General features: G+C 70.3%; 27 protein-coding genes. 8 read left to right on the forward strand and 19 right to left on the reverse strand.

What is annotated here, in order from left to right; translation table 11 throughout:
- Nucleotides 1-19: 19 nt before the first annotated feature.
- Entirely contained in the window at nt 20-2,068 is a 2,049-nt protein-coding gene (locus ACWDO5_RS02585; protein ID WP_450527742.1) for an APC family permease, read from the reverse strand.
- Between the two features lie 176 nt (nt 2,069-2,244).
- On the opposite strand from ACWDO5_RS02585, the gene ACWDO5_RS02590 reads away from it, so the two are divergent.
- Together ACWDO5_RS02590 and ACWDO5_RS02595 are read left to right on the forward strand one after the other, a co-directional pair.
- The gene (locus tag ACWDO5_RS02590) at nt 2,245-2,913 is read left to right on the forward strand and encodes a potassium channel family protein (RefSeq protein WP_450527744.1); all 669 of its coding nucleotides are present in this window, start codon (nt 2,245-2,247) and stop codon (nt 2,911-2,913) included.
- Nucleotides 2,913-3,590, forward strand: coding sequence for a potassium channel family protein (locus ACWDO5_RS02595; protein WP_450527746.1), 678 nt, complete (start codon nt 2,913-2,915; stop codon nt 3,588-3,590). The genes ACWDO5_RS02590 and ACWDO5_RS02595 overlap by 1 nt, the downstream gene beginning before the upstream one ends.
- 72 nt (nt 3,591-3,662) lie before the next feature.
- Here ACWDO5_RS02595 and ACWDO5_RS02600 read toward each other — a convergent pair whose 3' ends face one another.
- The 7 genes from ACWDO5_RS02600 to ACWDO5_RS02630 form a co-directional block, all read right to left on the reverse strand.
- Nucleotides 3,663-4,415 (reverse strand): DUF3159 domain-containing protein, encoded by a 753-nt coding sequence (locus tag ACWDO5_RS02600; protein ID WP_450527748.1) that lies wholly within the window; start codon nt 4,413-4,415, stop codon nt 3,663-3,665.
- Nucleotides 4,416-4,418: 3 nt separating this feature from the next.
- A complete protein-coding gene (locus ACWDO5_RS02605; protein ID WP_307660640.1) occupies nt 4,419-4,835 on the reverse strand; it encodes an OB-fold nucleic acid binding domain-containing protein in 417 nt (138 codons plus the stop codon).
- Nucleotides 4,836-4,892: 57 nt separating this feature from the next.
- Nucleotides 4,893-5,576, reverse strand: coding sequence for a response regulator (locus ACWDO5_RS02610; RefSeq protein WP_450527750.1), 684 nt, complete (start codon nt 5,574-5,576; stop codon nt 4,893-4,895).
- Between the two features lie 46 nt (nt 5,577-5,622).
- Nucleotides 5,623-8,166: an ATP-binding protein gene (locus tag ACWDO5_RS02615; RefSeq protein WP_450527752.1), complete on the reverse strand. Its 2,544-nt coding sequence runs from the start codon at nt 8,164-8,166 to the stop codon at nt 5,623-5,625.
- Nucleotides 8,167-8,367: 201 nt separating this feature from the next.
- Nucleotides 8,368-9,162 carry a DUF3710 domain-containing protein gene (locus ACWDO5_RS02620; RefSeq protein WP_450527753.1) on the reverse strand — a complete coding sequence of 265 codons (795 nt, stop codon included), beginning with the start codon at nt 9,160-9,162 and terminating at the stop codon, nt 8,368-8,370.
- Between the two features lies 1 nt (nt 9,163).
- Nucleotides 9,164-9,676, reverse strand: coding sequence for a dUTP diphosphatase (dut, locus tag ACWDO5_RS02625; protein WP_450527755.1), 513 nt, complete (start codon nt 9,674-9,676; stop codon nt 9,164-9,166).
- Nucleotides 9,676-10,239, reverse strand: coding sequence for a PaaI family thioesterase (locus tag ACWDO5_RS02630; protein WP_450527757.1), 564 nt, complete (start codon nt 10,237-10,239; stop codon nt 9,676-9,678). Before ACWDO5_RS02630 ends, dut begins: the two co-directional genes overlap by 1 nt.
- Nucleotides 10,240-10,353: 114 nt before the next feature.
- On the opposite strand from ACWDO5_RS02630, the gene ACWDO5_RS02635 reads away from it, so the two are divergent.
- Entirely contained in the window at nt 10,354-10,812 is a 459-nt protein-coding gene (locus tag ACWDO5_RS02635) for a DUF3093 domain-containing protein (RefSeq protein ID WP_450527759.1), read from the forward strand.
- A 15-nt stretch (nt 10,813-10,827) separates the two neighbouring features.
- Here the strand turns inward: ACWDO5_RS02635 and ACWDO5_RS02640 are convergent, their stop codons facing one another.
- The 4 genes from ACWDO5_RS02640 to ACWDO5_RS02655 form a co-directional block, all read right to left on the reverse strand.
- A complete protein-coding gene (locus ACWDO5_RS02640; RefSeq protein ID WP_450527761.1) occupies nt 10,828-11,745 on the reverse strand; it encodes a hypothetical protein in 918 nt (305 codons plus the stop codon).
- A 13-nt stretch (nt 11,746-11,758) separates the two neighbouring features.
- Complete coding sequence (locus ACWDO5_RS02645; RefSeq protein WP_142213239.1) at nt 11,759-12,055, reverse strand: DUF4193 domain-containing protein; 297 nt, start codon at nt 12,053-12,055, stop codon at nt 11,759-11,761.
- A 392-nt stretch (nt 12,056-12,447) separates the two neighbouring features.
- Entirely contained in the window at nt 12,448-13,683 is a 1,236-nt protein-coding gene (locus tag ACWDO5_RS02650; protein ID WP_450527763.1) for a sensor histidine kinase, read from the reverse strand.
- Between the two features lie 6 nt (nt 13,684-13,689).
- Nucleotides 13,690-14,343 carry a response regulator transcription factor gene (locus ACWDO5_RS02655; protein WP_450527765.1) on the reverse strand — a complete coding sequence of 218 codons (654 nt, stop codon included), beginning with the start codon at nt 14,341-14,343 and terminating at the stop codon, nt 13,690-13,692.
- 325 nt (nt 14,344-14,668) lie between these two features.
- Here ACWDO5_RS02655 and ACWDO5_RS02660 point away from each other — a divergent pair, with 325 nt between their 5' ends.
- On the forward strand, nt 14,669-14,836 hold the full coding sequence (locus tag ACWDO5_RS02660) for a hypothetical protein (protein WP_186356888.1): 168 nt from the start codon (nt 14,669-14,671) through the stop codon (nt 14,834-14,836).
- A gap of 126 nt (nt 14,837-14,962) precedes the next feature.
- Here the strand turns inward: ACWDO5_RS02660 and ACWDO5_RS02665 are convergent, their stop codons facing one another.
- Together ACWDO5_RS02665 and ACWDO5_RS02670 are read right to left on the reverse strand one after the other, a co-directional pair.
- Entirely contained in the window at nt 14,963-15,763 is an 801-nt protein-coding gene (locus tag ACWDO5_RS02665) for an inositol monophosphatase family protein (protein WP_450527767.1), read from the reverse strand.
- Nucleotides 15,764-15,772: 9 nt separating this feature from the next.
- Entirely contained in the window at nt 15,773-16,900 is a 1,128-nt protein-coding gene (locus ACWDO5_RS02670) for a ferrochelatase (RefSeq protein WP_450527769.1), read from the reverse strand.
- A gap of 188 nt (nt 16,901-17,088) precedes the next feature.
- On the opposite strand from ACWDO5_RS02670, the gene ACWDO5_RS02675 reads away from it, so the two are divergent.
- The 3 genes from ACWDO5_RS02675 to sepH all read left to right on the forward strand — a co-directional run bounded on the left by ACWDO5_RS02675 (nt 17,089) and on the right by sepH (nt 21,155).
- Nucleotides 17,089-18,330: an MFS transporter gene (locus ACWDO5_RS02675; RefSeq protein WP_450527770.1), complete on the forward strand. Its 1,242-nt coding sequence runs from the start codon at nt 17,089-17,091 to the stop codon at nt 18,328-18,330.
- The gene (locus ACWDO5_RS02680; protein ID WP_450527772.1) at nt 18,290-19,609 is read left to right on the forward strand and encodes a D-arabinono-1,4-lactone oxidase; all 1,320 of its coding nucleotides are present in this window, start codon (nt 18,290-18,292) and stop codon (nt 19,607-19,609) included. Before ACWDO5_RS02675 ends, ACWDO5_RS02680 begins: the two co-directional genes overlap by 41 nt.
- Nucleotides 19,610-20,114: 505 nt before the next feature.
- Nucleotides 20,115-21,155 carry a septation protein SepH gene (gene sepH, locus ACWDO5_RS02685; protein ID WP_450527774.1) on the forward strand — a complete coding sequence of 347 codons (1,041 nt, stop codon included), beginning with the start codon at nt 20,115-20,117 and terminating at the stop codon, nt 21,153-21,155.
- 160 nt (nt 21,156-21,315) lie between these two features.
- Here sepH and ACWDO5_RS02690 read toward each other — a convergent pair whose 3' ends face one another.
- The gene (locus ACWDO5_RS02690; protein ID WP_450527776.1) at nt 21,316-22,146 is read right to left on the reverse strand and encodes a sulfurtransferase; all 831 of its coding nucleotides are present in this window, start codon (nt 22,144-22,146) and stop codon (nt 21,316-21,318) included.
- Nucleotides 22,147-22,372: 226 nt separating this feature from the next.
- On the opposite strand from ACWDO5_RS02690, the gene ACWDO5_RS02695 reads away from it, so the two are divergent.
- A complete protein-coding gene (locus ACWDO5_RS02695) occupies nt 22,373-23,146 on the forward strand; it encodes a VOC family protein (protein ID WP_450527777.1) in 774 nt (257 codons plus the stop codon).
- Here ACWDO5_RS02695 and ACWDO5_RS02700 read toward each other — a convergent pair.
- From ACWDO5_RS02700 to ACWDO5_RS02715, 4 genes are all read right to left on the reverse strand, one after another.
- On the reverse strand, nt 23,118-23,798 hold the full coding sequence (locus tag ACWDO5_RS02700) for a thymidine kinase (RefSeq protein WP_450527779.1): 681 nt from the start codon (nt 23,796-23,798) through the stop codon (nt 23,118-23,120). The two genes, ACWDO5_RS02695 and ACWDO5_RS02700, sit on opposite strands and share 29 nt — an antisense overlap.
- 50 nt (nt 23,799-23,848) lie before the next feature.
- Nucleotides 23,849-25,042 carry an alkaline phosphatase family protein gene (locus ACWDO5_RS02705; RefSeq protein ID WP_450527781.1) on the reverse strand — a complete coding sequence of 398 codons (1,194 nt, stop codon included), beginning with the start codon at nt 25,040-25,042 and terminating at the stop codon, nt 23,849-23,851.
- Nucleotides 25,042-25,626 carry a DUF5998 family protein gene (locus ACWDO5_RS02710; RefSeq protein ID WP_450527783.1) on the reverse strand — a complete coding sequence of 195 codons (585 nt, stop codon included), beginning with the start codon at nt 25,624-25,626 and terminating at the stop codon, nt 25,042-25,044. The genes ACWDO5_RS02705 and ACWDO5_RS02710 overlap by 1 nt, the downstream gene beginning before the upstream one ends.
- A 37-nt stretch (nt 25,627-25,663) precedes the next feature.
- A partial coding sequence (locus tag ACWDO5_RS02715; RefSeq protein ID WP_450527785.1) for an acetate--CoA ligase family protein occupies nt 25,664-26,553 on the reverse strand: 890 nt, incomplete at its 5' end.

The following is a 26,553-nucleotide window of genomic DNA, read 5'->3' on the forward strand; positions in this document are numbered from 1 at the left end:
CGCCCGCCACACATACGGCTCAGCTCTTGCCGCTGGGCTCCTTGGGGCGCTGGTCCACGGGCCCGCGTCGCACCGAACCCGGCGCATTCCACTCCTGGCGCTTCCTCGCCCGCTTCTTCGCGACCTCGGAGGACACCAGCTGGTACGGCACCGAGGTCACCATCACGCCGGGCGTGAACAACAGCCGCCCCTTGAGGCGCAGGGCGCTCTGGTTGTGCAGCAGATGCTCGTACCAGTGCCCCACCACGTACTCGGGGATGACGACGCTGACCACGTCCCGCGGACTCTCGCGCCGCAGCCCCTTGACGTACTCGATGATCGGCCGGGTGATCTCGCGGTACGGGGAGTCGAGGATCTTCAGCGGCACATTGATGCCACGCCGCTCCCATTCCGCGCGCAGCGCCTTGGTCTCGGCCGGGTCGACGCTGATGGAGAGCGCTTCGAGCTTGTCGACGCGCATCAGTTTGGCGTACGCGAGGGCCCGCAGCGTGGGCTTGTGGACCTTGGAGACCAGCACGATGGCGTGCACCCGGGACGGTCGCACGCTGTCGTCGCTCGGCTCGTCGGGGGCGGCGATCTCCGCCGAGACCCGGTCGTAATGCTTCCGGATCGCGGACATCGTCCCGTAGAAGATCACCATGCCGAGCAGCGCGACCCAAGCGCCGTGCGTGAACTTGGTCGCGAGCACGACGACCAGCACCAGGCCCGTGAAGAACGCGCCGAAGGTGTTGATCGCGCGGGAGCGGATCATGGTGCGGCGCTTGGCCGGGTTCTTCTCGGTCTTCAGATGGCGGTTCCAGTGCCGCACCATGCCGGTCTGGCTGAGCGTGAAGGAGACGAAGACGCCGACGATGTAAAGCTGGATCAGCTTGGTCGAGTCGGCCCCGTAGAGCCAGACCAGCAGGATGGCCGCGCCGGCCAGCAGCACGATGCCGTTGGAGAAGGCGAGCCGGTCGCCGCGGGTGTGCAGCTGGCGCGGCAGATAGCGGTCCTGGGCGAGGATCGAGCCGAGCAGCGGGAAGCCGTTGTACGCGGTGTTGGCGGCCAGGAACAGGACCAGCGCGGTGGCCGCGGCGAGCAGCACGAAGAAGAACGTGCCGTCGCCGAAGACGGCTGCCGCTACCTGGGAGATCACCGGGTTCTGGACGTAGTCGCCGCCGACCGGGGTGCCGTTTCGTAGCAGGTCGTGCGCGGGCGTCTCGGCCATCCTCACATCGGTGGCCATGGCCAGGCCGATGATGCCGCAGAACATGGTGACCGCCAGGGCTCCCATGAGCAGCAGGGTGGTCGCGGCGTTCTTGCTCTTGGGCTTACGGAAGGCAGGGACGCCGTTGCTGATCGCCTCGACGCCGGTGAGCGCGGCACAGCCGGAGGAGAAGGCCCGCAGCAGCAGGAAAATCAACGCGAAGCCGGCCAGCCCCTGGTGCTCGGGCTTGATCTCGAGGTCGGCGGTCGGTGCCCTCATGGTGTCGTCGAGGACGATGCCCTTGAACGCGCCCCACGCGATCATGATGAAGACGCCGGCGACGAAGACATAGGTCGGGATGGCGAAGAGCTTGCCCGACTCCCTCACGCCGCGCAGATTCATCAGGGTCAGCAGGACGATTATCCCGATGGCGCAGAGGACCTTGTGCTCGACTACGAAGGGGATCGCGGAGCCGAGGTTCTCCACTCCGGAGGCGATCGACACGGCCACTGTGAGGACGTAGTCGACGAGCAGGGCGCTGGCGACGGTGAGGCCGGCCTTGGGTCCGAGGTTGGTGTTGGCGACCTCGTAGTCGCCGCCGCCGCTCGGGTAGGCGCGGACGTTCTGCCGGTAGGAGGCGACCACCGTGAACATCAGCACCACGACAGCGGCCGCGATCCACGGGCTGTACTGGTAGGCCGACACACCCGCGATGGAGAGCACCAGAAGAACTTCGCCCGGTGCGTACGCCACCGAGGACAGCGGGTCGGACGCAAAGACGGGCAGTGCGATGCGCTTCGGGAGAAGCGTTTCCCCCAGCTTGTCGCTGCGCAGCGCCCTGCCGATCAGGATCCGTTTGGGCACGTCGGTCAGTTTGGACACGCAGAGGATCGTAAGCGCTGCGTAGCGACGACGCCCACCCACTGCCCCCTCTCCCCCTCAATGTCCGCTCCCAGCAGCACAAGGGGTCCCGGGGCGGACCGTGCGTGTGTAGCTTGGGCCTCGGTCTGAGACCCTGTTAAGCCTGAGCCAGACCATTGACAGCCGGAAGGACGGTCGTGCACATCGTCATCATGGGATGCGGGCGAGTGGGAGCCGCTCTCGCGCAGACCCTGGAGCAGCAGGGGCACACGGTCGCCGTCGTCGACCAGGACCCCACGGCCTTCCGCCGCTTGGGCTCCGGGTTCGGCGGCCGCCGCGTCACCGGAGTCGGTTTCGACCAGGACACCCTGCGTGAAGCGGGTATCGAGGACGCCGGCGCCTTCGCGGCGGTCAGCAGCGGCGACAACTCCAACATCATCGCCGCGCGGGTGGCCCGCGAGATGTTCGGCATCGAGAACGTCGCGGCCCGAATCTACGACCCGCGGCGCGCCGAGGTCTACCAGCGTCTTGGCATCCCGACCGTCGCCACCGTCCGCTGGACGGCCGACCAGATGCTGCGGCGGCTGCTGCCGTCCGGCGCGGAGCCACTGTGGCGGGACCCGAGCGGCGGGGTGCAGCTGGCGGAGGTGCACACATCGCCGTCCTGGATCGGGCACAAGGTCAGCAGGCTGCAGGAGGAGACGGGCGTGCGCGTCGCCTTCCTCACCCGGCTGGGGGAAGCGGTTTTGCCGACGTCTCAGACCGTGTTGCAGGAGGGCGACCTTGTCCACGTGATGATGCGTACGGACGAGATCGAGAAGGTCGAGGCGGCCTTCGCCGAGGGCCCTGAGGAAGGCGGTCACTGATGCGGGTCGCTATTGCGGGCGCCGGCGCGGTGGGCCGTTCCATCGCGGGCGAGCTGCTGGAGAACGGGCACGAGGTGCTGCTGATCGACAAGGCGCCGACCGCGATCTCGGTGGAGCGGGTGCCGCAGGCCGAGTGGCTGCTGGCGGACGCGTGCGAGATCACGTCGCTGGACGAGGCGGCGTTGCAGCGGTGCAACGTTGTGATCGCGGCGACGGGTGACGACAAGGTCAACCTGGTCGTCTCGCTGCTCGCGAAGACGGAGTACGGGGTGCCGAGGGTGGTCGCCCGGGTCAACAACCCCAAGAACGAGTGGCTCTTCAACGAGTCCTGGGGCGTCGACGTCGCGGTCTCCACACCGCGCCTGATGTCGGCGCTGGTGGAGGAGGCGGTGAGTGTCGGCGATCTCGTACGGCTGCTCCGCTTCAGCCATGGCGACGCGAACCTGGTCGAACTGACGCTGCCGCCGGAGTCGGCGCTCGCCGGTACGCAGGTGGGCGATGTGGCCTGGCCGGAGGACACCTCGCTGGTGACGATCATCCGCGGCTCGCGGGTGCTGACGCCGGGCACGGAGGAAACGCTGGAGGCGGGCGACGAGCTGCTGTTCGTGGCGGCGCAGGCCCGCGAGGAGCAGCTGGAGGACCTGCTGTCGGTCCGCCGCGAGGACGCGACGAGCTGACGGGTTCCGTACGCGAAGGGGCCCAGGGAACCTGATCGGTTCCCCGGGCCCCTTCGCGCGTGCGGGCCGCGGCTACGCCTCCCGCTGCGCCGCCGACGCCGCTTTGCGTTCCTTCTCGGCGCGTTCCTCCGCCTCCATCTCCGCGAAGACGTCGATCGGCGGCGGCGCCTTCGCCAGGAAGACCCAGGTCAGGTACACCGCGAGCAGGAACGGCGGGATCTTCAGGGTGACCAGGACCCAGCCGAGCTGCGTGGTGTCCGCCCACCAGTAGAGCGGGAAGAGGATCGCGCACTTCGCGAGAAGGATCAGGCCCCACGCCCAGCTCGCCTTCGCGTACGCCTTCTTCCGGCCCGGGTTACGCGTCCGCCAGGAGAGGTTCTCCTTGAAGACCGGGCCCAGGATCAGGCCGATCAGCGGGACGCCCGCGATCGTCGTCGCGATGTACGCCACTGCCAGGCCGAGCGTGTAGAGCATGCCCGGCAGATAGAAGTCCTTCGCATTGCCCGTCATCATCGCGAAGACCACGCCGAAGGCCACTCCGAAGACCCCGCTGAACGCGTGCTTGACGGTGTCCTTGCGGATCAGCCGGACTGCGACGAGCAGCACCGAGACCGCCAGGGCCGCGATGGCCGAGATGTGCAGGTCCTTGTTGATCGTGAAGATCGTGACGAACAGCAGTCCGGGAAGGACCGTCTCCACCATTCCGCGCACGCCGCCGAAGGCCTCGAACAGCGCCGCCTCCGTGACTGCTTTGGCGTCGCTGTCCTGCTGCTGCTGGTCGTTCGGTGTTGTCTGGGTGGGGGTCGGCTTGTCGAGAGACGTCACCGGCTACTCCTGTCCGAGCGGTCGGAGTTCGTATTTGGGGTTGAAAAGCACCCGGCGGCCGTGGCTCATGGATATCCGGCCCGAGGCTATGAGCCTGCGGCCCGGTTCTATGCCCACGATGGACCGGCGGCCGAGCCAGACGACGTCCAGCGGGGCCGTACCGTCGAAAAGCTCAGCCTCCAACGCGGGCACCCCGGCCCGCGGACGCAGGGTGACCGTGCGCAAGGTACCAGTCACCCGGACTATCTGGCGGTCGTTGCACTCGGCGATGCGGGTACACCCCGATGCTTCCGCGTCCTCCTGCAGTTCCTCGGACTCGAGGTCCTGCTGGGACGTGGACAGCCGGTCGAGCATGCGACGGAATCGGCCGGCGGGCTTCGCCGGCCTCTCGGCCTTCTCGGAACGGGGTACGGCACTCATACAGAAAGCGTACCGGCCACCACCAACACCAAATCCGGCTGGAGATCCGGATACGGATCAGCGCTCGAAGCGGTATCCCATGCCCGGCTCGGTGACGAAGTGTTCGGGGTGCGAGGGGTCGGCCTCCAGCTTGCGCCGCAGCTGCGCCATGTAGACCCGCAGATAGTTGGTCTCGGTGCCGTAGGACGGGCCCCAGACCTCCTGGAGCAGCTGCTTCTGGCTGACCAGCCGGCCGGTGTTGCGCACGAGGACCTCCAGCAGATGCCACTCGGTCGGGGTCAGCCGCACATCGCGCCCGTCGCGGTGCACCTTCTTCGCCGCGAGATCGACGGTGAAGGCCTCCGTCTCGACGGTCACGGCGTCGTCGTCGCCGCCGACGGGCTCCGCCCTGCGGACCGCGGCGCGCAGCCGGGCAAGCAGCTCGTCCATGCCAAAGGGCTTGGTGACGTAGTCGTCGGCGCCGGCGTCGAGCGCCTCGACCTTCTCGTCGGAGGTCTGGCGGGCGGAGAGGACCAGGATCGGGACGCGGGTCCAGCCGCGCAGGCCCTTGATCACCTCTACGCCGTCCATGTCGGGCAGACCGAGGTCGAGTACGACGGCGTCGGGGTGGCGGGCCGCAGCCAGCTGGAGCGCCGTCGCGCCGTCGGGGGCCGCGTCCACCTCGTACTTGCGCGCCCTCAGATTGATCACGAGGGCGCGTACGATCTGCGGCTCGTCGTCGACCACGAGCACCCGGGTCATTGCGGGCCTGCCTTTCTGCTCTGCACTGACATCTGTGTCGTTCCGGTCATGACGTGCCCCGGACGGAAAGTTCGGGGCTGACCGGAACGGCTCCGGGTGCCGCCCTGAGGGTGAGGACCATGGTCATGCCACCGCCTGGGGTGTCCTCCGCGGTGAGTGTGCCACCCATGGCTTCGACGAAGCCGCGGGCGACCGCGAGACCGAGGCCCACACCGGCACCGCGTGGAGCGTCACCGTAGCGCTGGAACGGCTCGAAGATCCGCTCTTTCTCGTCATCCGGGACACCGGGGCCGCGGTCCGCGACCCGCACTTCGACGCGGTCGCCGAGGGCGCTCGCGGAGACGGTGACGGGCGTGGCGTCGGGGCTGTACTTGACGGCGTTCTCGACGATGTTGGCGACGGAACGTTCCAGCAGTCCCCGGTCCACGGCCACCATGGGCAGCGTCTCGGGTACGTCGAGCTCGACACTCTCCGCGGGCACCGCGACGAGAGCCATCGGGACGACCTCGTCGAGATCGGTCACCCGGATGAGCGGGGTGACAGTGCCGGTCTGCAGGCGGGACATGTCGAGGAGGTTGCCGACGAGATGGTCGAGGCGGTCGGCGCCGTCCTCGATCCCTTCGAGCAGTTCCGCCTCGTCCTCGTCGGACCAGGCGACGTCGTCTGACCTGAGCGAGGAGACGGCGGCCTTGATGGCGGCCAGCGGGGTGCGCAGATCGTGGCTGACTGCGGCAAGCAGGGCCGTGCGAATGCGATTGCCCTCGGCCAGCCTGCGGGCCTCCTCCGCCTCGCCCACCAGTCGCTGGCGGTCCAGTACGACGGCGGCCTGGGCGGCGAAGGCGGCGAGCACCCGGCGGTCCTCGGCGGGCAGGACGCGGCCGGAGAGGGCGAGCGCCATGTGGTCGCCGACCGGCATGTCCACGTCCGCGTCCTCTGGGCGCCGGACAGCGCTGGGGCCGGCGCTGCCCGCGCAGGTCCATGGCTCGACGTCGCTCTGCCGCTCCAGCAGCGCCACGGACTCCATACCGAAGGTCTCGCGGACCCGCTCAAGCAGCGCATCCAGCGTGGTCTCTCCCCGCAGCACGCTGCCGGCCAGGAAGGACAGGATCTCGGACTCGGCACGCAGCCGGGCCGCCTGCTGGGTGCGGCGGGCCGCCAGGTCCACCACGGAGGCGACGGCGACGGCCACGGCGAAGAAGATCACGATGGCGACGATGTTCTTCGGGTCCGAGATGGTCAGGGTGTGGGTGGGCGGCGTGAAGTAGTAGTTCAGCAGCAGCGAGCCGACGGCGGCCGAGGCGAGCGCCGGCAGCAGTCCGCCGAGCAGCGCGGACACCACGGTCAGGAAGAGGAAGAGCAGGACATCGTTGGCTAGCCCCAGGCTGTTGTCGAAGCTGGTCAGCACCAGCGAGAGCAGTACGGGACCGGCGACGCCGACGAGCCGGCCCGCGACGATCCGGGACCGGCCGAGCCGGGCGCCGCGGGCCACCGGCAGTCCCCGGCCCTTGCCTGCCTCGTCGTGCGTGACGATGTGTACGTCGAGGTCGGGACCGGATTCGCGGGCGACCGTCGCGCTGACGCCGGGGCCGAACATGTACTGCCAGGCCCGGCGGCGGCTGGCTCCGAGCACGATCTGGGTGGCGTTGACTCCGCGGGCGAACTCCAGGAGCGCGGAGGGGACATCGTCGCCGATAACGTGGTGGAAGGTGCCGCCGAGGTCCTCGACGAGGGTCCGCTGGACGGCGAGTTCCTTGGGCGAGGCCGAGGTCAGCCCGTCGCTGCGGGCGATGTATACGGCCAGCACCTCGCCGCCGGCGCCCTTCTCCGCGAGCCGGGCGGCGCGCCGGATCAGGGTGCGGCCCTCGGGGCCGCCGGTGAGGCCGACGACGATGCGCTCACGTGCCTGCCAGGTGGAGCGTATGTTGTGCTCGCCGCGGTACTGCTGGAGGTATTCGTCGACCCGGTCCGCGACCCAGAGCAGGGCCAACTCCCGCAGCGCGGTGAGGTTTCCGGGACGGAAGTGGTTGGAGAGGGCAGCGTCGACCTTGTCCGACTTGTAGATGTTTCCGTGGGCCATGCGACGGCGCAGCGCCTGTGGCGACATGTCGACCAGTTCGAGCTGGTCCGCCCGGCGGACGACCTCGTCCGGGACGGTCTCCCTCTGTCGTACGCCCGTGATCGACTCGACCACGTCGCCCAGGGACTCGAAGTGCTGGATGTTGACCGTCGATATGACGTCGATGCCCGCCGCGAGCAGCTCCTCGACGTCCTGCCATCGCTTGGCGTTGCGCGAGCCCGGCACATTCGTGTGCGCCAGTTCGTCCACGAGCGCGACGGCCGGATGTCGCTCGAGGACCGCGTCGACGTCCATCTCGGTGAAGACCGTGCCGCGGTACTCGATCTCGCGGCGCTGGATCTGCTCCAGGCCGTGCAGCATCACCTCGGTGCGCGGGCGCCCGTGGTGCTCGACGAAGGCGACCACGCAGTCGGTGCCACGCTCCACACGGCGATGCGCCTCGGACAGCATGGCGTATGTCTTGCCGACGCCCGGTGCCGAGCCGAGGTAGATCCGTAGCTTGCCGCGTCCCATGGCCTCATTGTCTTTCAGACAGCTGTTCGCGCTGCCTCGACCTTACGGCCAGAGTTTCCGGCATTTCGGGCACGAGCAGGCCTCAGCTGCGTATTGACGCGATTCTGACGCAGCCCGTTCCCGCCGGGGCCGGACGGACCGGTGGGCCACAGTCCGTGCAGGAGCGCGGCCCACCGGCCCGGTCGATTTCCGCCCGAGGTGTCAGCGCACCTCGGTGATCTCGGGGCCGCGCTGCAGCTGCCCCATGCCGCCGGAGAAGCGGGAGCTCCCCTGCTCCTCCTGCTGAACGCCCTCGGGCACCATCTGCGCATCGTCCGGCAGCTTGAGGACGATCGGGTCGCGCGGCGCCATCGGACCGTCGCCCCGTACGACGACGGTGTCCCGGAAGATCTGCTCGAGCAGCCCGGCGGCCGCCGGCTGCACGGCGCCCTGCCCCGAGATCACTCCGCGCAGGAACCAGCGCGGCCCGTCGACACCGACGAAGCGCACCAGCTGCACACCGCCCTTGCCGTCCGGCAGCTGTACCGGGACCTGGGCCCGCAGCTCCCAGCCGAGCGGCCCCTCGACCTCGTCGATGATGCCGCCCTGCTGCGTGATGCCGGAGGCGATCTCCTCGCGGACCTCGCCCCAGATGCCTTCCTTCTTGGGCGCCGCGAAGGCCTGCAGCTGTACGGCGCTGTCGCGCAGCACGACGGTGGCGGCGACGATCGCGTCACCCGCGACCTCGACGCGCAGCTCCATTCCCTCGACTCCGGGCACGAAAAGTCCGCCCAGATCGACCCGGCCCTCGCCGGGCTTGGCTACCTCGGAGACGTCCCAGGGGCCGTCGGGCCGGGGCGCCGGCGGAAGGTTCGCCCGGCGGGGCTTCCCCTCCTCGGCAGACTCGGCTGCCTGGTCGGAGTACCGAGCGTCATGCTCGTCGACGACCTGCTCGGCCTCGCCCGCTGCGTCCGCCGCGTCCCTGGCGGAACCACTCTTCTTGCGACGTCCGAACACGTCACTGTCCTTCCCGGTCGGATACGACCGAAGCGTATCGATTCCCACCCGTTGAGCCGTCCACGGCGGCATGACCGCCGGTGGACCCGAAGCCCCCCTCGGCCCGCGCCGAGCCGGGAAGCTCCGCCACCTCGTGGAAGCGCACCTTCTCGACCTGCTGGACGACCAGTTGGGCAATCCGGTCGAACCGATCGAACCGCACCGTCTCGCGCGGATCGAGATTGACCACGATCACCTTGATCTCCCCACGGTACCCGGCATCCACCGTCCCGGGGGCATTCACGAGGGCTACTCCGCAACGAGCGGCGAGACCGGACCGCGGGTGCACGAAGGCCGCGTACCCGTCGGGGAGGGCGAGGGACACCCCGGTGGGCAGCACGGCCCGTTCACCGGGGGCGAGTTCGACCGCCTCGGTCGTCACGAGGTCGGCGCCGGCGTCGCCGGGGTGTGCGTACGCCGGGAGCGGCACCTCGGGGTCCACACGACGGATCAGCACATCGACAGGGTTACGCATCAGGGGTTCACCTCGAAGGCGCGGGCGCGCCTGATCTGGTCGGGGTCGGCCATGGCTGCCTGGATCTCCTCCGGGCGGCCGTTGTCGATGAAGTGGTCGACCTTGACCTCTATGAAGAGGGCGTCGGCACGGACGGCGACGGGTCCGTCGGGGCCGCCGATCCGGCCGACAGCGGTGCAGAAGATCTTGCGTCCGGCGACCGCGGTCACCTCGGCCTCGACGTGCAGCACCGTGTCCACGGGCACCGGGCGTACGAAATCGGTCTCGAGCCGACCGGTGACCGCGATGGTCCGCAGCAGCCAGTTCAGCGAGCCGAGCGTCTCGTCCAGGGCCGATGCGAGTACGCCGCCGTGCGCGAGGCCGGGCGCGCCCTGGTGCGCGGGCTTGACGGTGAACTCGGCGGTGACCCGTACACCCTCGCCGGCCCGCGCCTGAAGGTGCAGTCCGTGCGGCTGCGCCTCGCCGCAGCCGAAGCAGTGTTCGTAGTGCGCGCCGAGGAGCTCACCGGGGGCCGGGGCTTCGGGGTGCCTCACCGGCGGTACGGCGTAGGCCGGAGGTGTCATGGCCGCGGCCCGTCCCGAGGGTCCGGGGGGCGCCCCCCGGGATTTCGCAGTGCTCACAGGCGCAGACCTTACCCGCGCGGCTACCCGCGGGCCGCACCGTGCCAAGCTTGGTTCATGCAGCCTTCCGTCCCGCACTACGAAGAACGTCTGACCGCACCCCGTTCGTGGTGGGTCATCACTGCCCTCGTGGGCGTCGCGGGCGGCCTGATGATGCTGCCGCTGGGGACGCTGCCGATGCTCGGCGGTCTGATCGGGGCGGCAGCGGTGGCGGCGGTGGTGGTCAGTTCGTACGGCTCGGTACGCATCCGCGTGGTGGCGGACTCGCTGGTCGCGGGTGACGCCCGGATCCCGCTGACGGCGCTCGGCGAGGCCGAGGTGCTGGACGCGGACGAGGCACGCGCCTGGCGCTTGTACAAGGCGGATCCCCGGGCCTTCATGCTGCTGCGCAGCTACGTCCCGACGGCCCTGCGGATCGAGATCACGGATCCGGCCGACCCGACGCCGTACGTCTATCTCTCGACCCGGAAGCCGAAGGCGCTGGCCGCCGCCCTGACGGCGGTGCGCACGGCCTGACGGCCCCGGGGGGCATCAGCGGCCCAGTTCGCGGGGCTCCCGACCCGTCTCCAGCGGATCCTTGGGCTGCTCCAGCGGCGGGAGCAGCGGCAACGCGTCCCAGGGGACCTGTTTGCTGCGCAGATCCTTTCGGATGCGCTCCGCGACCTTCTTGGTGTCCCTGCGGTTCAGCACGGCGCCGACGGCCGCACCGACCATGAACGGCATCAGGTTCGGCAGATTGCGGACCATGCGCTTCATGATCTGCTGCCGCAGCTCGCGCTTGAAACGGCCGCCGAGTGCGGCGTTCACCGTCGACGGCTTGGTGACGTCGATCCCGCGCTCCTCCGTCCAGGAGGCCAGATAGGCGGCGCTGCGCTCCTGGAGGGTGCCCTGCGGCCGAATGCCATAGACCTCGTGGAGCTCGGCGATGAGCTTGAGCTCGATCGCGGCGACGCCGATGATCTCCGCGGCCAGTTCGGCCGGCATCGCCGGCGGTACCGGCATCATCGCGGCCGCGCCGATACCGGCGCCGACCGTGGATGTGCCGTTGGCCGCGCCCGCGACCAGCTTGTCCGCAAGCTGCTCGGGAGCGAGACCGGGGAACTGCTTGCGCAGCGTCGCGAGATCGCGCACCGCCACTCGTGGTGCGTTCTCGATGATCCGGTCGGCGATGTACGCGAGCCCCGTTCTGGCGCTCTCGCGGACCTTCCGGACGCTGTGCCGTACGGCGGTCAGGCGTGGAGCCCTGCTCGGGGACCCCGCCTGACCGGCTGCTTCGAGCGAGGCCGGCAGGCCCCGCCCGTCGTCGTCTGCTGCGCCGTGGGGCAGCAGGGCGGCCGAGTGCTCGGCAGACGACTTGGCGTCGTTTGCCGGGCCCGTACCGCCCCGGTGCGCCTCCGGCGGCTTGTGACGCCGGAAGCGCCGCTTCCTGGACGGTGTATCGCCTGCCACGGCCGACCGGACCTCAGTCGCAGTCGCGGCAGATCGGCTGGCCGTTCTTCTCGCGGGCCAGCTGGCTGCGGTGGTGCACCAGGAAGCAGCTCATGCAGGTGAACTCGTCGGCCTGCCGGGGCAGCACGCGAACGGACAGTTCCTCGTTGGAAAGGTCCGCTCCGGGCAGCTCCAGGCCTTCGGCCTGCTCGAATTCGTCGACGTCGACGGACGACGTCGTCTTGTCGTTCCGGCGGGCCTTCAGTTCCTCAAGGCTGTCCGAATCGACGTCGTCGTCGGTCTTGCGTGGGGTGTCGTAGTCCGTTGCCATGTCGCTCTCCCCCTCTGGGTGTCTGCGGTGTCTCCAGCGCACGTAACGCGTGAGAGGCCGGACTTGTGCCCGACCCGAGGCGGAGATTTTGCCTCACATCAAGGTCTGTTACTCAATCGACACCCAACCGGATTCCTCAAGAGTGCTCTTGTTGGATGGCGATCGGGACCGTACACGGTCCGAATATTGCACTTCACGGGCGCCACCCCGTGTACTTCCCGTGATCTCGGCCCCCGGAAACCCGGACTTTTCCTGGTTTTCCGGCAATCCTTGATCACGGAGAGTAGATGGCCTGAAATTCGCCCCTGTGATCGATCACACACGGGACTCTCGGGCACGCGTCCCGAAAATTCCGCGTAAAGCGAACGAAGGGAGTCGCGTCGCTCAGCATCTCAGACCGGGAGGGTGACACGCATCACGAGGCCGCCGCCCTCGCGAGGCTCCGCGATAATACGGCCTCCGTGAGCGCGGGCCACCGAGCGGGCGATCGAAAGCCCCAGGCCGACGCCCTTGTCGCTGCCGGTGCGCTCCTGGCGCAGCCGCCGGAAGGGCTCGAAGATGTTGTCGATCTCGTACGCGGGAACCACCGGCCCCGTGTTCGAGACCACCAGCACCGCCTGGCCCTGCTGAATCTCGGTGGTGACCTCCACCCAGCCCCCTTCCGGGATGTTGTAGCGCACGGCGTTCTGCACCAGGTTCAGGGCGATCCGCTCCAGCAGGACGCCATTGCCCTGCACGACGGCGGAGGCGCGCTCCCCGCGTATCTGCACGCCTGTCGCCTCGGCCTCGGAGCGCGCCTGGTCGACGGCGCGCGTTGCGACCTCGGCGAGGTCCAACGGCTTGCGCTCGACGATCTGGTTGTCGCTGCGGGCGAGCAGCAGCAGGCCTTCGACCAGTTGCTCGCTGCGCTCGTTGGTGGTCAGAAGGGTCTTGCCCAGCTGCTGAAGCTCCACGGGCGTCCCGGGGTCGGAGAGGTGGACCTCCAGCAGTGTGCGGTTGATCGCGAGCGGTGTACGCAGCTCGTGCGAGGCGTTCGCGACGAACCGCTGCTGCGCCGTGAAGGCCCGCTCCAGGCGATCCAGCATCTCGTCGAAGGTGTCGGCGAGCTCCTTGAGCTCGTCGTCCGGGCCGTCCAGTTCGATCCGCCGCGCGAGGTCGGAGCCGGCCACCTGACGGGCGGTGCGGGTGATCCGGCCGAGCGGGGACAGGACGCGGCCCGCCATGGCGTAGCCGAAGGCGAATGCGATGACGCTGAGGCCGAGCAGCGCGAAGAGCGAGCGGCGCAGCAGATCGTCGAGAGCCATCTCCCGCTGGTACTGGAGGCACCCCGCGATGGCCTCGTTGAACTGCTTGCCGGTCCCCTGCGTCGGCAGCCGGCACCACTCGTTGGTGGGCTTCACCTCTCCCGTCACGATCTCGAAGGGCAGGTCGCCGGCCCTGACGTGCAGCGCCTGCGCGGTGAGCAGATAGATGATCGACAGCAGCAGGATTCCGGCGATCAGGAACATCCCGCCGTACAACAGCGTGAGCCGTATCCGGATGGTCGGGCGCAGCCAGGGCCGCACCGGCTCCCGCGGATCCCAGGTCGGTTTCGGAGGCGCCGCCGGTGGCGCGGGGGTGGTGGCCATCGCGCATCAGATCCGGTAGCCGGAGCCGGGCACGGTGACGATCACGGGCGGCTCGCCGAGCTTGCGGCGCAGGGTCATCACAGTCACGCGCACGACATTGGTGAACGGGTCGGTGTTCTCGTCCCATGCCTTCTCGAGCAGCTGCTCGGCCGAGACGACAGCGCCCTCGCTGCGCATGAGGACCTCCAGGACGGCGAATTCCTTGGGCGCGAGCTGGACCTCCCTGCCGTCGCGGAAGACTTCACGGCGGTTCGGGTCGAGCTTGATGCCGGCGCGCTCCAGGACGGGCGGCAGCGGCACGGTCGTACGGCGGCCCAGCGCCCGTACGCGGGCGGTGAGCTCGCTGAAGGCGAAGGGCTTGGGGAGGTAGTCGTCCGCGCCCAGTTCCAGGCCTTCGACGCGGTCGCTGACGTCTCCGGACGCGGTCAGCATCAGCACCCGGGTCGGCATTCCCAGCTCGACGATCTTGCGGCACACGTCGTCGCCGTGGACCAGAGGAAGGTCGCGGTCCAGGACGACCACGTCGTAGTCATTGACCCCGATGCGCTCCAGGGCCGCCGCGCCGTCGTACACAACGTCGACGGCCATGGCCTCCCGGCGCAGTCCGGTGGCCACCGCATCGGCGAGCAGCTGCTCGTCCTCGACGACGAGTACGCGCACGTCGTGATCCTTCCTCTGGGCCCGTCACCCTGTGACAGGGGCAGGTGTGTGAGCACTGGGTGTGCGCATCCATCCTGCCCGTTACGCGCGTAAACCGGCTGTTAAGGCGGTGCAGGTCCGTGACGACGGCCCCAGGCGTCCAGGAGAGATATCCGGATTCCCGGATTCCCGGGGCAGTTGAGGTTTCTCTGAGGGAAGGCCTGGGGAAGACGACTGCACACCCGAGATCACGCCCTGTATGTGGCACACCACGACCTGTTTCAGGGTTGATCAACCCACCGTCGGCACACCCCCGTGCCACCGACCCACGACGAGGGGGCGCACCATGGACGCTTTCACCGCAGGACTGCTGCAGCGCATAAAGGCCGCCGAGACCGACCTCACACTGGCTCGCGAGACGGGCGACGATTTCCTTGCGGATGTCGAGCAGGCAGAGCTGGACGACCTGCGCCGCTTGGCCGCGGAGCACGGCGTGGAGGTCAGCGCCGCATAGCGCGCGCCGCATAGCGCCGGGCCGTACTGGTACCGGACATGAGAAGGGCCCCGACGCCGCGGGACGGCGCCGGGGCCCTTCTGTGCTGCTTGTTCCAGTCGTGCGGCTTCTTCGAGTCGTGCGGCCCTAGTCGTGCCAGGCCCCGAACTCTTCCAGGAGCGCCTGCAGCGGCTCGAAGACGCCCGGACTCGCGGCCACCGTCAGATCGTACGAAGGGCCCTGCCCGGGACGGCCCCCGGTCAGGGCGCCCGCCTCGCGGGCGATCAGGTCGCCCGCCGCCAGGTCCCAGGGGTTGAGGCCGCGCTCGTAGTAGCCGTCCAGTCGGCCCGCGGCGACGTCGCAGAGGTCCACGGCCGCGGAGCCGCTGCGGCGGATGTCACGCAGGCGCGGGATCAGCCGCTGGGCGACGTCCGCCTGGTGGGTACGTACGGCCGCGACGTAGTTGAAGCCGGTGGAGACCAGGGCCTGGTCCAGCGGGGGCGCAGGGCGGCACCGCAGGGGCTTGTCGTTGGCGTACGCGCCGCCGCCGAGCACCGCGCGGTAGGTCTCACGGCGCATCGGGGCCGCCACGACCCCCACGACCGTCTCGCCGTCGCGCTCAGCGGCAATGGAGACCGCCCAGGTCGGCAGGCCGTACAGGTAGTTCACGGTGCCGTCGAGCGGGTCGATGACCCAGCGGACGCCGCTGGTGCCGACCGTGGAGGCGCCCTCCTCACCGAGGAAGCCGTCGTCGGGGCGGTGCTCGGCCAGGAATCCGGTGATCAGCTTCTCGGCTGCGATGTCCATCTCGGTGACGACGTCGATGGGGCTGGACTTGGTGGCGGCGACGCTCAGGTCGGCGGGGCGGCCGTCGCGCAGCAGCTCCCCCGCCCGGCGGGCGGCCTCCAGGGCGAGGTCGAGCAGCTCGGGCAGGACGGGATCGGTCACAGGGCTTCCTTACGCGTAAGGGCTGTCGGCGCCGGCGGCCGCGGGCTTCGGCGCCCGGGCCGGGCAGCAGCCGACCGGACAGAGGTCGTGCGAGGGGCCGAGCGCCCCCAGCGCGCAGCGCTCGGCGGGCAGGTCCCGCTCCGCCGCGGCCCGCTCCAGGATGAGGTCGCGCACCGCGGCGGCGAACCGCGGGTCGGCGCCGACCGTCGCCGAACGCCGCACGGGCAGCCCCAGCTCGGCGGCCTTCGCGGTGGCCTCGGTGTCGAGGTCGTACAGGACCTCCATGTGGTCGGAGACGAAGCCGATGGGCACCATCACCACCGCGGGCGCGCCGGAGCCGTGCAGCTCCTCCAGGTGGTCGCAGATGTCCGGCTCCAGCCACGGGATGTGCGGGGCTCCGCTGCGCGACTGGTAGACGAGCTGCCAGGGGTGCTCGACGCCTGTCTGCTCGCGCACGGCGTCGGCGATCAGCCGGGCGACGTCGAGGTGCTGGCGTACATACGCACCGCCCTCGCCGTGCCCGTCGACCGGGCCCGACGCGTCGGCCGCGGACGTCGGGATGGAGTGCGTGGTGAACGCGAGATGGGCCCCCGCGCGGACCTCCTCGGGAAGGTCCGCCAGCGACTCGAGGACGCCTTCGATCATGGGGCGTACGAAACCGGGGTGGTTGAAGTAGTGCCGCAGCTTGTCCACGCGCGGCAGCTCGAGCCCTTCCGCCTCCAGGGTGGCCAGCGCGTCCGCGAGGTTCTCGCGATACTGGCGGCAGCCGGAGTAGGAGGCGTACGCGCTGGTGGCGAGGACGGCGATGCGACGGTGACCGTCCTGGACCATCTCGCGCAGGGTGTCGGTCAGATACGGCGTCCAGTTCCGGTTGCCCCAGTGCACCGGCAGGTCCAGGCCGTGCTCGGCGAAGTCCTTGCGCAGGGCGTCCAGCAGGGCGCGGTTCTGGTCGTTGATCGGGCTGACCCCGCCGAACAGGAAGTAGTGCTGCCCCACCTCTTTGAGCCGTTCCGTGGGGATGCCGCGGCCGCGGGTGACGTTCTCCAGGAACGGGACGACGTCGTCCGGGCCTTCGGGGCCGCCGAAGGAGAGCAGCAGCAGGGCGTCGTAAGGGGCTGGGTCACGCTGATCCGACATGGGACCGATCCTGCCACCAGCCTCTGACAGCGAGAAAACCGCCGTGCACGGAACAGTCGTACGGGCGTAATCTGTCAAGGCCTCTCATACGCCTTACGCTGGCGAAGCCAGCCAGGCACAGCGAACCAACAAAGCCCCCCGGCTCACGCCCACCACGGCCCCGGTGAGGCGTCTTACCGGAGCACTCCTTGCCCAGTCCGTACCGCGCCATCTTCGCCGCCCCAGGCAGCAAGGGGTTCTCCGCCGCAGGCTTCCTCGGCCGGATGCCGCTGTCCATGATGGGCATCGGCATCGTGACCATGATTTCCCAGCTCACGGGGCGCTACGGGCTCGCGGGCGCGCTCTCGGCGACGCTCGCCATGTCGGCCGCGGTGCTCGGCCCGCAGATCTCCCGGCTGGTCGACCGGCACGGCCAGGCCAGGGTGCTGCGCCCGGCCACCCTCGCCTCGGTGGCGGCCGTCGCGGGCCTGCTGGTCTGCTCCCAGCAAGGCGCCCCGGACTGGACGCTGTTCGTCTTCTCCGCGGCCGCGGGCTGTGTGCCGAGCGTGGGCTCGATGACACGCGCCCGGTGGGCCGAGATCTACCGGGGTTCGCCGCGCGAGCTGCACACCGCGTACTCGTGGGAGTCGATCGTCGACGAGGTGTGCTTCATCTTCGGCCCGATCATCTCCATCGGGCTCTCCACCGCCTGGTTCCCCGAGGCGGGCCCGCTGCTCGCCGCCGGGTTCCTGGTCGTCGGCGTCTTCTGGCTGACCGCTCAGCGCGCAACCGAGCCCGTGCCGCATCCGCGCGAGCAGCACACCGGCGGCTCCGCACTGCGCTCCCCCGGACTGCAGGTTCTGGTGGCCACCTTTGTGGCGACGGGCGCGATCTTCGGCGCGGTCGACGTCGTCACGGTGGCCTTCGCGGAGGAGCAGGGGCACAAGGCCGCGGCCAGCCTGGTCCTCGCGGTGTACGCGCTCGGCTCATGCCTCGCCGGAGCGGTCTTCGGACTGCTCCACCTCAAAGGCTCGGCCCCCCGAAGGTGGCTGGTGGGAGTGTGTGCGATGGCCGTGAGTATGATCCCCCTCCAACTGGCCGGGAACCTTCCCTTTCTGGCCGTGGCGCTCTTTGTCGCGGGCCTGTCCGTCGCACCCACGATGGTGACCACGATGGCCCTGATCGAAGCGCACGTACCGCGCACCAATCTGACCGAGGGCATGACCTGGATCAGTACCGGGCTCGCGGTCGGAGTGGCGCTCGGCTCCTCGGCCGCGGGCTGGGTGGTCGACGCGTCGGGAGCGGACGCGGGGTACGTGGTGCCCGCCGTCGCGGGAGCGCTCGCGGCCGTGGTGGCGTTCCTGGGGTACCGCCGGCTGCGCAGGCCGGTGCCGACGCGGGAGGGGCAGCGTGAGCGGGACTACGAAGACGGGGCGCAGCACGTGGCGTAACTGGGCGGGGAATGTCACCGCCCGCCCGGTGCGGGAGGTCTCGCCCGCCTCCGCCGAGGAACTCGCCGACGCCGTACGGAAGGCGGCCGAGGACGGCTTCAAGGTGAAGGCCGTCGGCACGGGCCACTCCTTCACCGCCGCCGCGGCCACCGACGGGCTGCTGATCCGGCCCGAACTGCTGACCGGGATCCGGGACATCGACCGTACGGCCATGACCGTGACCGTCGAGGCGGGCACTCCGCTCAAGCGGCTGAACGCGGCCCTCACCCGTGAGGGGCTCTCGCTCACGAACATGGGCGACATCATGGATCAGACGGTGGCGGGCGCCACCTCCACCGGCACGCACGGCACTGGTCGCGAATCGGCCTCGATCGCCGCCCAGATCAGGGCACTTGAGCTCGTCACGGCGAACGGCTCGGTGCTGACCTGCTCCGAGAAGGAGAATCCGGACGTCTTCGTGGCGGCCAGGATCGGGCTCGGCGCGCTCGGCGTCGTCAGCGCGATCACCTTCGCCGTCGAGCCGGTCTTTCTGCTGACGGCCCGCGAGGAGCCGATGGCCTTCGACAAGGTCACCGCCGAATTCGACGCGCTCTTCACCGAGAACGAGCACTTCGAGTTCTACTGGTTCCCCCACACCGGCAACTGCAACACCAAGCGCAACAACCGCAGCGCGGGCCCCGCCGCCCCGCCCGGACAGATCAGCGGCTGGATCGAGGACGAGCTGCTGTCCAACTGCCTCTTCCAGGTGGTCAATTCGCTCGGCCGGGCGGTCCCCGCGACCATCCCGACGATCGCCAAGATCTCCAGCCGTGCCCTCTCCGCCCGTACGTACACGGACATCCCCTACAAGGTCTTCACATCTCCGCGCCGGGTGCGGTTCGTTGAGATGGAGTACGCGCTGCCGCGGGAGGCGGCGGTCGACGCGCTGCGCGAGGTGAAGGCGATGATCGAGCGCTCACCGCTGCGGGTCAGCTTCCCCGTGGAGGTGCGGACCGCCCCGGCCGACGACATCGCGCTCTCGACGGCCTCGGGCCGGGAGAGCGCGTACATAGCCGTGCACCTCTACCAAGGCACGCCGTACCAGTCGTACTTCACCGCGGTGGAACGGATCATGACCGCGCACCGCGGGCGGCCGCACTGGGGCAAGGTGCATACGCGGGACGCGGAGTACCTCGCCGAGGCGTATCCGCGGTTCGGTGAATTCACGGCGCTGCGCGACCGGCTGGACCCGGAGCGACTGTTCGGCAACGACTATCTGCGGCGGGTCCTGGGCGACTGAGGACCGAGGGCCTCGCCGGTGGCCCCCTGCTCGCTCATCCGTCCAACCATGCACCGGGTAGGGGCAGATGAGCGAAGTGAATAGTTTCCCTTGGGAAGGTTCTGTGAATCAGGACACATGCTCACCCATGCCCCAGACGCCCAACTCCCGTGCTCGAGCAGAAGTTCGGCGGCGCGGCGGTCCACACCCGTGGCCCGAATGGAGTACTGTGGCGAGCCCTGGGGCCAGGCCTCCCTCTCGGGTGTCCGGACCCCAGGTGGGGGGCCGAAAGCGGCGCTCGACCCGGCGGCGCCACGGCACCGCATGGGTAATGGATGCAAAGAGTGACCAGCTCGTTACTCAGAGTGGCAAAGAGGTAACCGTGCCATAACGGCGATCCAGGGCCTGTGCCCGACGCGCCGGGCAACTCGGCAAGGTTGTGGCAGGCTGCACCCGGGCAGGCCACACTCGACTAGCGGAAGCAGCGACGCACGTGACGTCGGCAGGCACCACCCGGGAGGTTCCCATGCCCGAACTGCGTGTCGTGGCCGTCTCCAACGACGGCACACGACTGGTGCTCAAGGCTGCGGACAGCACGGAGTACACGCTTCCGATTGACGAGCGTCTGCGCGCTGCCGTGCGTAATGACCGCGCCCGTCTCGGCCAGATCGAGGTGGAGAGCCACCTCCGGCCCCGCGACATCCAGGCACGTATACGCGCCGGAGCCTCCGCCGAGGAGGTCGCGCAGCTCGCCGGTATTCCGGTCGACCGGGTGCGGCGCTTCGAAGGACCCGTGCTCGCCGAGCGCGCGTTCATGGCGGAGCGGGCGCGCAAGACTCCCGTACGCCGTCCCGGCGAGAACACCGGGCCGCAGCTCGGCGAGGCGGTGCAGGAGCGGCTGACCCTGCGCGGCGCCGAGAAGGAAACCGTGCAGTGGGACTCCTGGCGCCGGGACGACGGCACCTGGGAGGTGCTGCTGGTCTACCGGGTGGCGGGCGAGCCGCACTCGGCGAGCTGGACGTACGACCCGCCGCGGCGGCTCGTCCAGGCCGTCGACGACGAAGCGCGCGCGCTGATCGGCGAGACGGACGACACGATCGCGACGCAGGAGCCGAGCTTTCCGTTCGTACCGCGCATCGCGCGACTGCCGCGGGACCGTCCGCTGGACCGCGCTCTCGACCGCCAACTGGAGCGCCCGCCCGCCCCGTCGGCCGAGCCGGAGGAGAACGGCGGGGAGCGGGACTCCCTGACGAGCCTGCTGGAGGCGGTGCCGAGCTTCCGGGGCGACATGGTCGTGCCCGAGCGGCCCGCACCGCCGGAGCCTCCTGCGACCGAGCCCGTCCAGGAGCCCGAGGCGGAGGAGCCGGTCGCTCCGGCGGCCTCGGCGGGCGCGGGTTCGGCGTACGCGGACGTGCTCATGCCGCGCTCGGTGGCGGGCCATCGCGACCGTCTGACGGGCACGACGGACAGGCAGGCGGAGGCGGACGGCGTCCGCCCGGGCCGCCGCGCGGCGGTGCCGAGTTGGGACGAGATCGTGTTCGGCACGCGCCGCAAGAAGCAGGAATAGCGGATTGCCCAACGCTCGCGCGGGTCCGGCACGGTGAACGTGCCGGACCCGTTTGCGTACGGGGCGACTTGGCGAGGCACCGGGGCGTGCCGCCGACCGTGCTGCCCGACGGCAACACCGACCCGGGGCGGGCAGCGAGTGGGCAGCGCGGGTGCGGCCGTCAGCCCGGGTGCGGTCCCGTCGCCACCGGGCGGTCCTGGTCCGAAGACCATTCCGACCAGGAACCGGCATAGAGGGCAGGCTTGAAGCCGGCGAGCTCCAGGGCCACCGCCTGCTGGGCGGCGGAGACGCCCGACCCGCAGTAGACGCCCACGGTCTTCGCGCCCTCGCCCGCCCCGAAGCCGACGAAGCGTGCTGCCAGCCATTCGCGCGGCCGGAACAGGCCCGCCTCGTCCACGTTCTGAGTCGTCGGTGCCGAGACCGCGCCGGGGATGTGGCCGGCGACCCGGTCGATGGGCTCCACTTCGCCGCGGTAACGCTCTCCCGCGCGGGCGTCCAGCAGCAGGCCCTCGCGCGCCAGCGCGGCCGCGCCGTCGGCGTCCAACAGCGTCAGTGCGCCCGGCTCGGGTACGAAGGTACCCTCGGCCGGCTCGGGGATCTTGGTCTCCAGCGGCCCCGTCCACGCGGCGAGGCCGCCGTCCAGGACCCGCACATCCGCGTGCCCCGTGAAGCGCAGCAGCCACCAGGCGCGCGCCGCGCCCCAGCCTTTGTCGCCGTCGTAGGTCACGACGGGTGTGCCGGCGGAGATTCCGGCGCGGCGCATCACCGCACCGAAGGCCGCCACGTCCGGCAGCGGGTGGCGGCCGCCCGCTCCGGGCGGTCCGGCCAGTTCCGCTTCGAGGTCGACGAAGACGGCGCCCGGGATGTGCCCGGCCTCGTAGTCGGGCCGCCCGTGCGGCCCACCGAGCTGGTAGCGGACGTCGAGCAGGACCGGCGGGGTGGGGCCGGAGAGCTCGCTCACGAGATCGGTCGCGGAAACAATCGGGTTCATGTGGCCATCCTTGCGCAGTGACCAGGCGCAGAGTAACGCCCACGAAACGGATTCTTAATACCAAAACGGGCATCCTTGGTCGGGAACCGGCCAAAAGCGGCGCGGCCGGGGCGCACCGGACGCCGGGTGGTGCGAGCATCTGCACGGGGCGCACGGCCGTTCCGTACAACGGCGCGCATCCGGCCCCCCGCACGGCCACCACGTATGGTCCGAGGAGAGAGTGACGATGACCGAGGCGACTCGGCACAGACCCGGCGTGCCCTGCTGGGTGAGCTTGATGGTGCACAGCCTTGACGCGACCCAGGCCTTCTACGCAGAGCTGTTCGGCTGGGAGTTCTCACCCGGCCCGCAGCAGCTCGGGCCGTACGTCCGCGCGCTGCTGGACGGCAAGGAGGTCGCAGGCATCGGCCGGCTCCCGGCCGACCGGCATCTCGGGGTCGCCTGGACGCCGTACCTGGCGACCGAAGACGCGGACGCGACCGTCGAAAAGATCAGGAGCTACGGCGGCACGGTCGGCGTCGGCCCGCTGGACGCCGAGGACGCGGGCCGGCTGGCCATCGTGACCGACCCGGCGGGCGCGGTCTTCGGCATCTGGCAGCCGGCCGCCCACAGCGGCACCGCCGTGTACGGCACGCACGGCACTCCGGTCTGGGAAGAGCTGCTGACCACGGAGACCGCTTCGGTCGGCAAGTTCTACCAGGCGGTCTTCGGCTATGAGCTGGAGCCTGTCGTCTCGGCCGACTCCGACTATGTGACGCTGCACCTTCAGGGGCGTCCGGTGGCCGGCCTGCGCGGCGTGGGCCATGCCCTGCCGCGCGACCGGGGCACGCACTGGATGACGTACTTCAAGGTCGAGGACACCGACGAGGCCGCGCGCCGGGTGGTGGAGCTCGGCGGGCATGTGCTGCAGCCGCCGAGGGACGATGCCGGCGGGCGGCTCGCGACTGTTGCCGACCCGGAGGGCGCCGTCTTCACGATCGTACGGACGGCCGGTCGCTGACGTCGGCGACCTCGACCGGCAGGACGTCCGGGGAGAGCGCGGCGGCGCGGGCGGCGGCGGCGGTCATCCGCCGCCGGTGGTGTCGCCGGCACAGCACCTCGTAACCGATCTCGTCCGGCGACTGGTTGACGTCGCCGACGACGACCTGGGCGCCTTCGACGACCATCACCCCGCCGACGGTACGGGCGTTGTGCGTGGCCCGCGCGCCACACCAGCACAGCGCCTCGACCTGCAGCACCTCGACCCGGTCGGCGAGTTCGACGAGCCGCTGCGAGCCGGGGAAGAGCTTGGAGCGGAAGTCGGTGGTGATGCCGAACGCGAAGACGTCCAGGGCGAGGTCGTCGACGACGCGCGCGAGTTGGTCGATCTGCTCGGGCGCGAGGAACTGCGCCTCGTCGGCGATGACGTAGTCGCAGCGTCCGCCCTTGGAGAGATGGGCGACGAGATACGCGTAGAAGTCGAAGCCCTCCGCGGCCTCGACCGCGTCGGTGACCAGGCCGAGCCGGGAGGAGAGCTTGCCCTCGCCCGCGCGGTCGTCGCGCGTGAAGATCATGCCCTGGAGGCCGCGCGCGGACCGGTTGTGCTCGATCTGAAGAGCGAGGGTGCTCTTTCCGCAGTCCATCGTTCCGGAGAAGAACACCAGCTCGGGCATGGGGAGTTGAGGACCTTTCGGGTCTGCCTGAGGCGGGGCGTCCACGGCGCTTATGAGCGTACTTCGAAGAGCGGAACGAGCTGCTCGACGGGGGTCATCGAGCCGTGCATCCCCACCATCGCCGACTCGTGCGGCTCAGTGACTGACGCGGTGATCACCACGTCGTCGTGGGCGGCGGCGACGACATCGCCGATCCGCCCGTACACCCGCTCGTCGACCCGGGCACCGAACCAGCCGGCCGCGATCGCCTCGTCCCGGCTCGCCACCCAGAACTGCTCGCCGAGCACCTCACGCCAGACGGCGAGCACATCGGACTCTGCGCCGGGGACCGCGTAGACATGGCGGGCCCGGCCCTCGCCGCCCAGCAGGGCGACTCCCGCGCGCAGCTCCCAGTCCTCGTCGAAGTCGATGCGCGACTGCTCGTCGAATGGGATGTCGATCATGCCGTGGTCGGCGGTGACATACAGGGCCGCGCGGGGCGGGAGCTGCTCGGCGAGGCGCTGCACCAGCCGGTCGACGTACATCAGCTGGCCGCGCCAGGCGTCGGAGTCGACGCCGAAGCGGTGGCCCTTGCCGTCCACGTCGCTGTAGTACGTGTAGACCAACGACCGGTCACCCGCCGCGAGTTGGTCCGCGGCGAGGTCCATCCGCTCCTCGCCGGAGAGCCGGCCGCGGAAGCTGCCGCCGCTGAGCGCGATCTTGGTGAGCGGGGTGTGCTCGAAGGTCGGCGACGACACTTGCGCGGTGTGCACGCCCGCCGCATCGGCCAGCTGGAAGACCGTGGGGTACGGCTGCCAGGCCCTCGGATCGGTGTACGGCTTCCAGCGCAGCTGGTTCATCAGCTCGCCGGTCTCCGGGTTGCGCGCGGTGTAGCCGGGCAGGCCGTGCGCGCCGGGCGGCAGGCCGGTGCCGACGGAGGCCAGCGAGGTGGCGGTGGTGGCGGGGAAGCCGGCGGTTATCGGCCGTCCCGTGCCGCCGCGCGAGGTGGCGAGCAGCGAGGTGAGATACGGGGCCTCGTCGGGGTGGGCCTTGATCTGCTCCCAGCCGAGGCCGTCGATCAGGAACACGCAGTTCCGGTCGGCGGGGGTGAGCTCGGGCATGGACCGGGTGAGGCCCGGCACCCCCTGGCCCGCGGCGAGCGTCGGCAGCAGATCGGCGAGCGATCCCGTGCCGTAAGCGGGGACAGGCGCGGTGTCGAGAGCGAGGGGAACGGGGTCGTCCGGCCAGGCTGCGGGCTGGGCCATCAGCGCGTGGCTGCCGTGGCTTCGGAGAGCGCCTGGGCGAAGGCGAGCGTCTGGCGGACGGCGTCCGAGCCGTCGCCGGCCTCGCTGACGCGCAGGCTCAGGTCGTCGGCGGTGGAGTTGCCGGTGTAGCCGTGGTCCGCTTCGCAGTTGGGGTCACCGCAGGCTGCGGGCTCCAGGTCGAGGCGGGACACAGCGCCCCAGCCGATGGTGAGGACGACCTCGCGGGGCAGGGTGCCTGGGGTGTACGACTCGGGGTTGGCGACGACGCGGCTGACCACGACGGACGAGATCCGGCCGAGCTTGACCGATTCGGTGGAGGTGGTGGCGTACGGCGTCGGGGAGGACGAGTCGGCGGCCTGCTCGTCGGTGTGGCTGACGATGAAGCGGTTGACTGTCAGGACGAGGACGGTGACATGGCGGCGCACTTCGTTCGCATCGAAGGTGGTCTCCTGGTGCACCAGGTACGACGCGATCTGCTCACCACCGACGGCGGCCTCCACCGCCTCGGCCACGAGGGCCGGGTAGTAGCCGCTGCGCTCGATCGCCGCGCGCAGCCCCTGGGTCGTCGTACCGGTCTTCGCCATGAGGTCCATCCTACGGGGCCGCGGGGGCGGTGAGCGCTCAGTAGCTGGGGAGTCGCCGGGGGCCGAGGTCGGTGCGGGCGGGGGGTGACGCAAGGCGAACGGACGCGCCGAGCACGGAGAGGCCGCGCTGAGCGACGACGACCGGTTCGAGGCTGGCTGCGACCACTTCCGGGTGGTCATCGACCAGTCGTGACACCCGTAGCAGCAGCTCTTCGAGTGCCGGGGTGTCCACAGGCGCGGAGCCGCGCCAGCCGAAGAGGAGGGGCGCGGTCCGGATGGTCCTGATCAGCTCGGCCGCGTCGCGGTCGGTGGCGGGGACGAGCCGGTGGGCGGTGTCGCCGAGCAGCTCGGAGGGGGCGCCTGCGAGCCCGAAGGAGAGCACGGCGCCGGCGGCGGGATCGATGGCGGCGCGGACGACGGTGTCGACGCCGCGGGGGGCCATGGCCTGCACGACGGGCTGCAGCTCCTCGGGCTTACCGAGGACGTCGGTCAACTCGCGGTATGCCTGCCGCAGTTGGGCCTCGTCGGCCAGATCGAGCCGTACGCCGCCGAGGTCTGCGCGGTGGCGGAGGTGCGGGGCGGTGGTCTTGAGGGCGACGGGATAGCCGAGGCGAGCGGCGGCTTGCGCGGCAGCGTCGGGGCCGGGGGCGGGGAGCGTCGGCCGTACCGAGATGCCGTACCGGCAAAGGAGCTCATGGGCGGCGGCGGGGGCGAGGGTGATGCCGCGGGGGTCGGCGTGCTCGCCGAGCAGCGCGTCGATCTGGGCGGCGGCGCCGGGCTCGTCGATGTCCTCGTACTCGGGGACCTTGCCGGGCTCGGCGGCGTGTCGGCGCCACTGCGCGTACTTCACCGCCTCGCCGTTGCCGACGAGCGTGGTGTCGCCGCTTATGCCCCGTACGGCCGTCGTTCCCCGGATCCCGGATACGA

Source organism: Streptomyces sp. NPDC000880 (assembly GCF_053599675.1).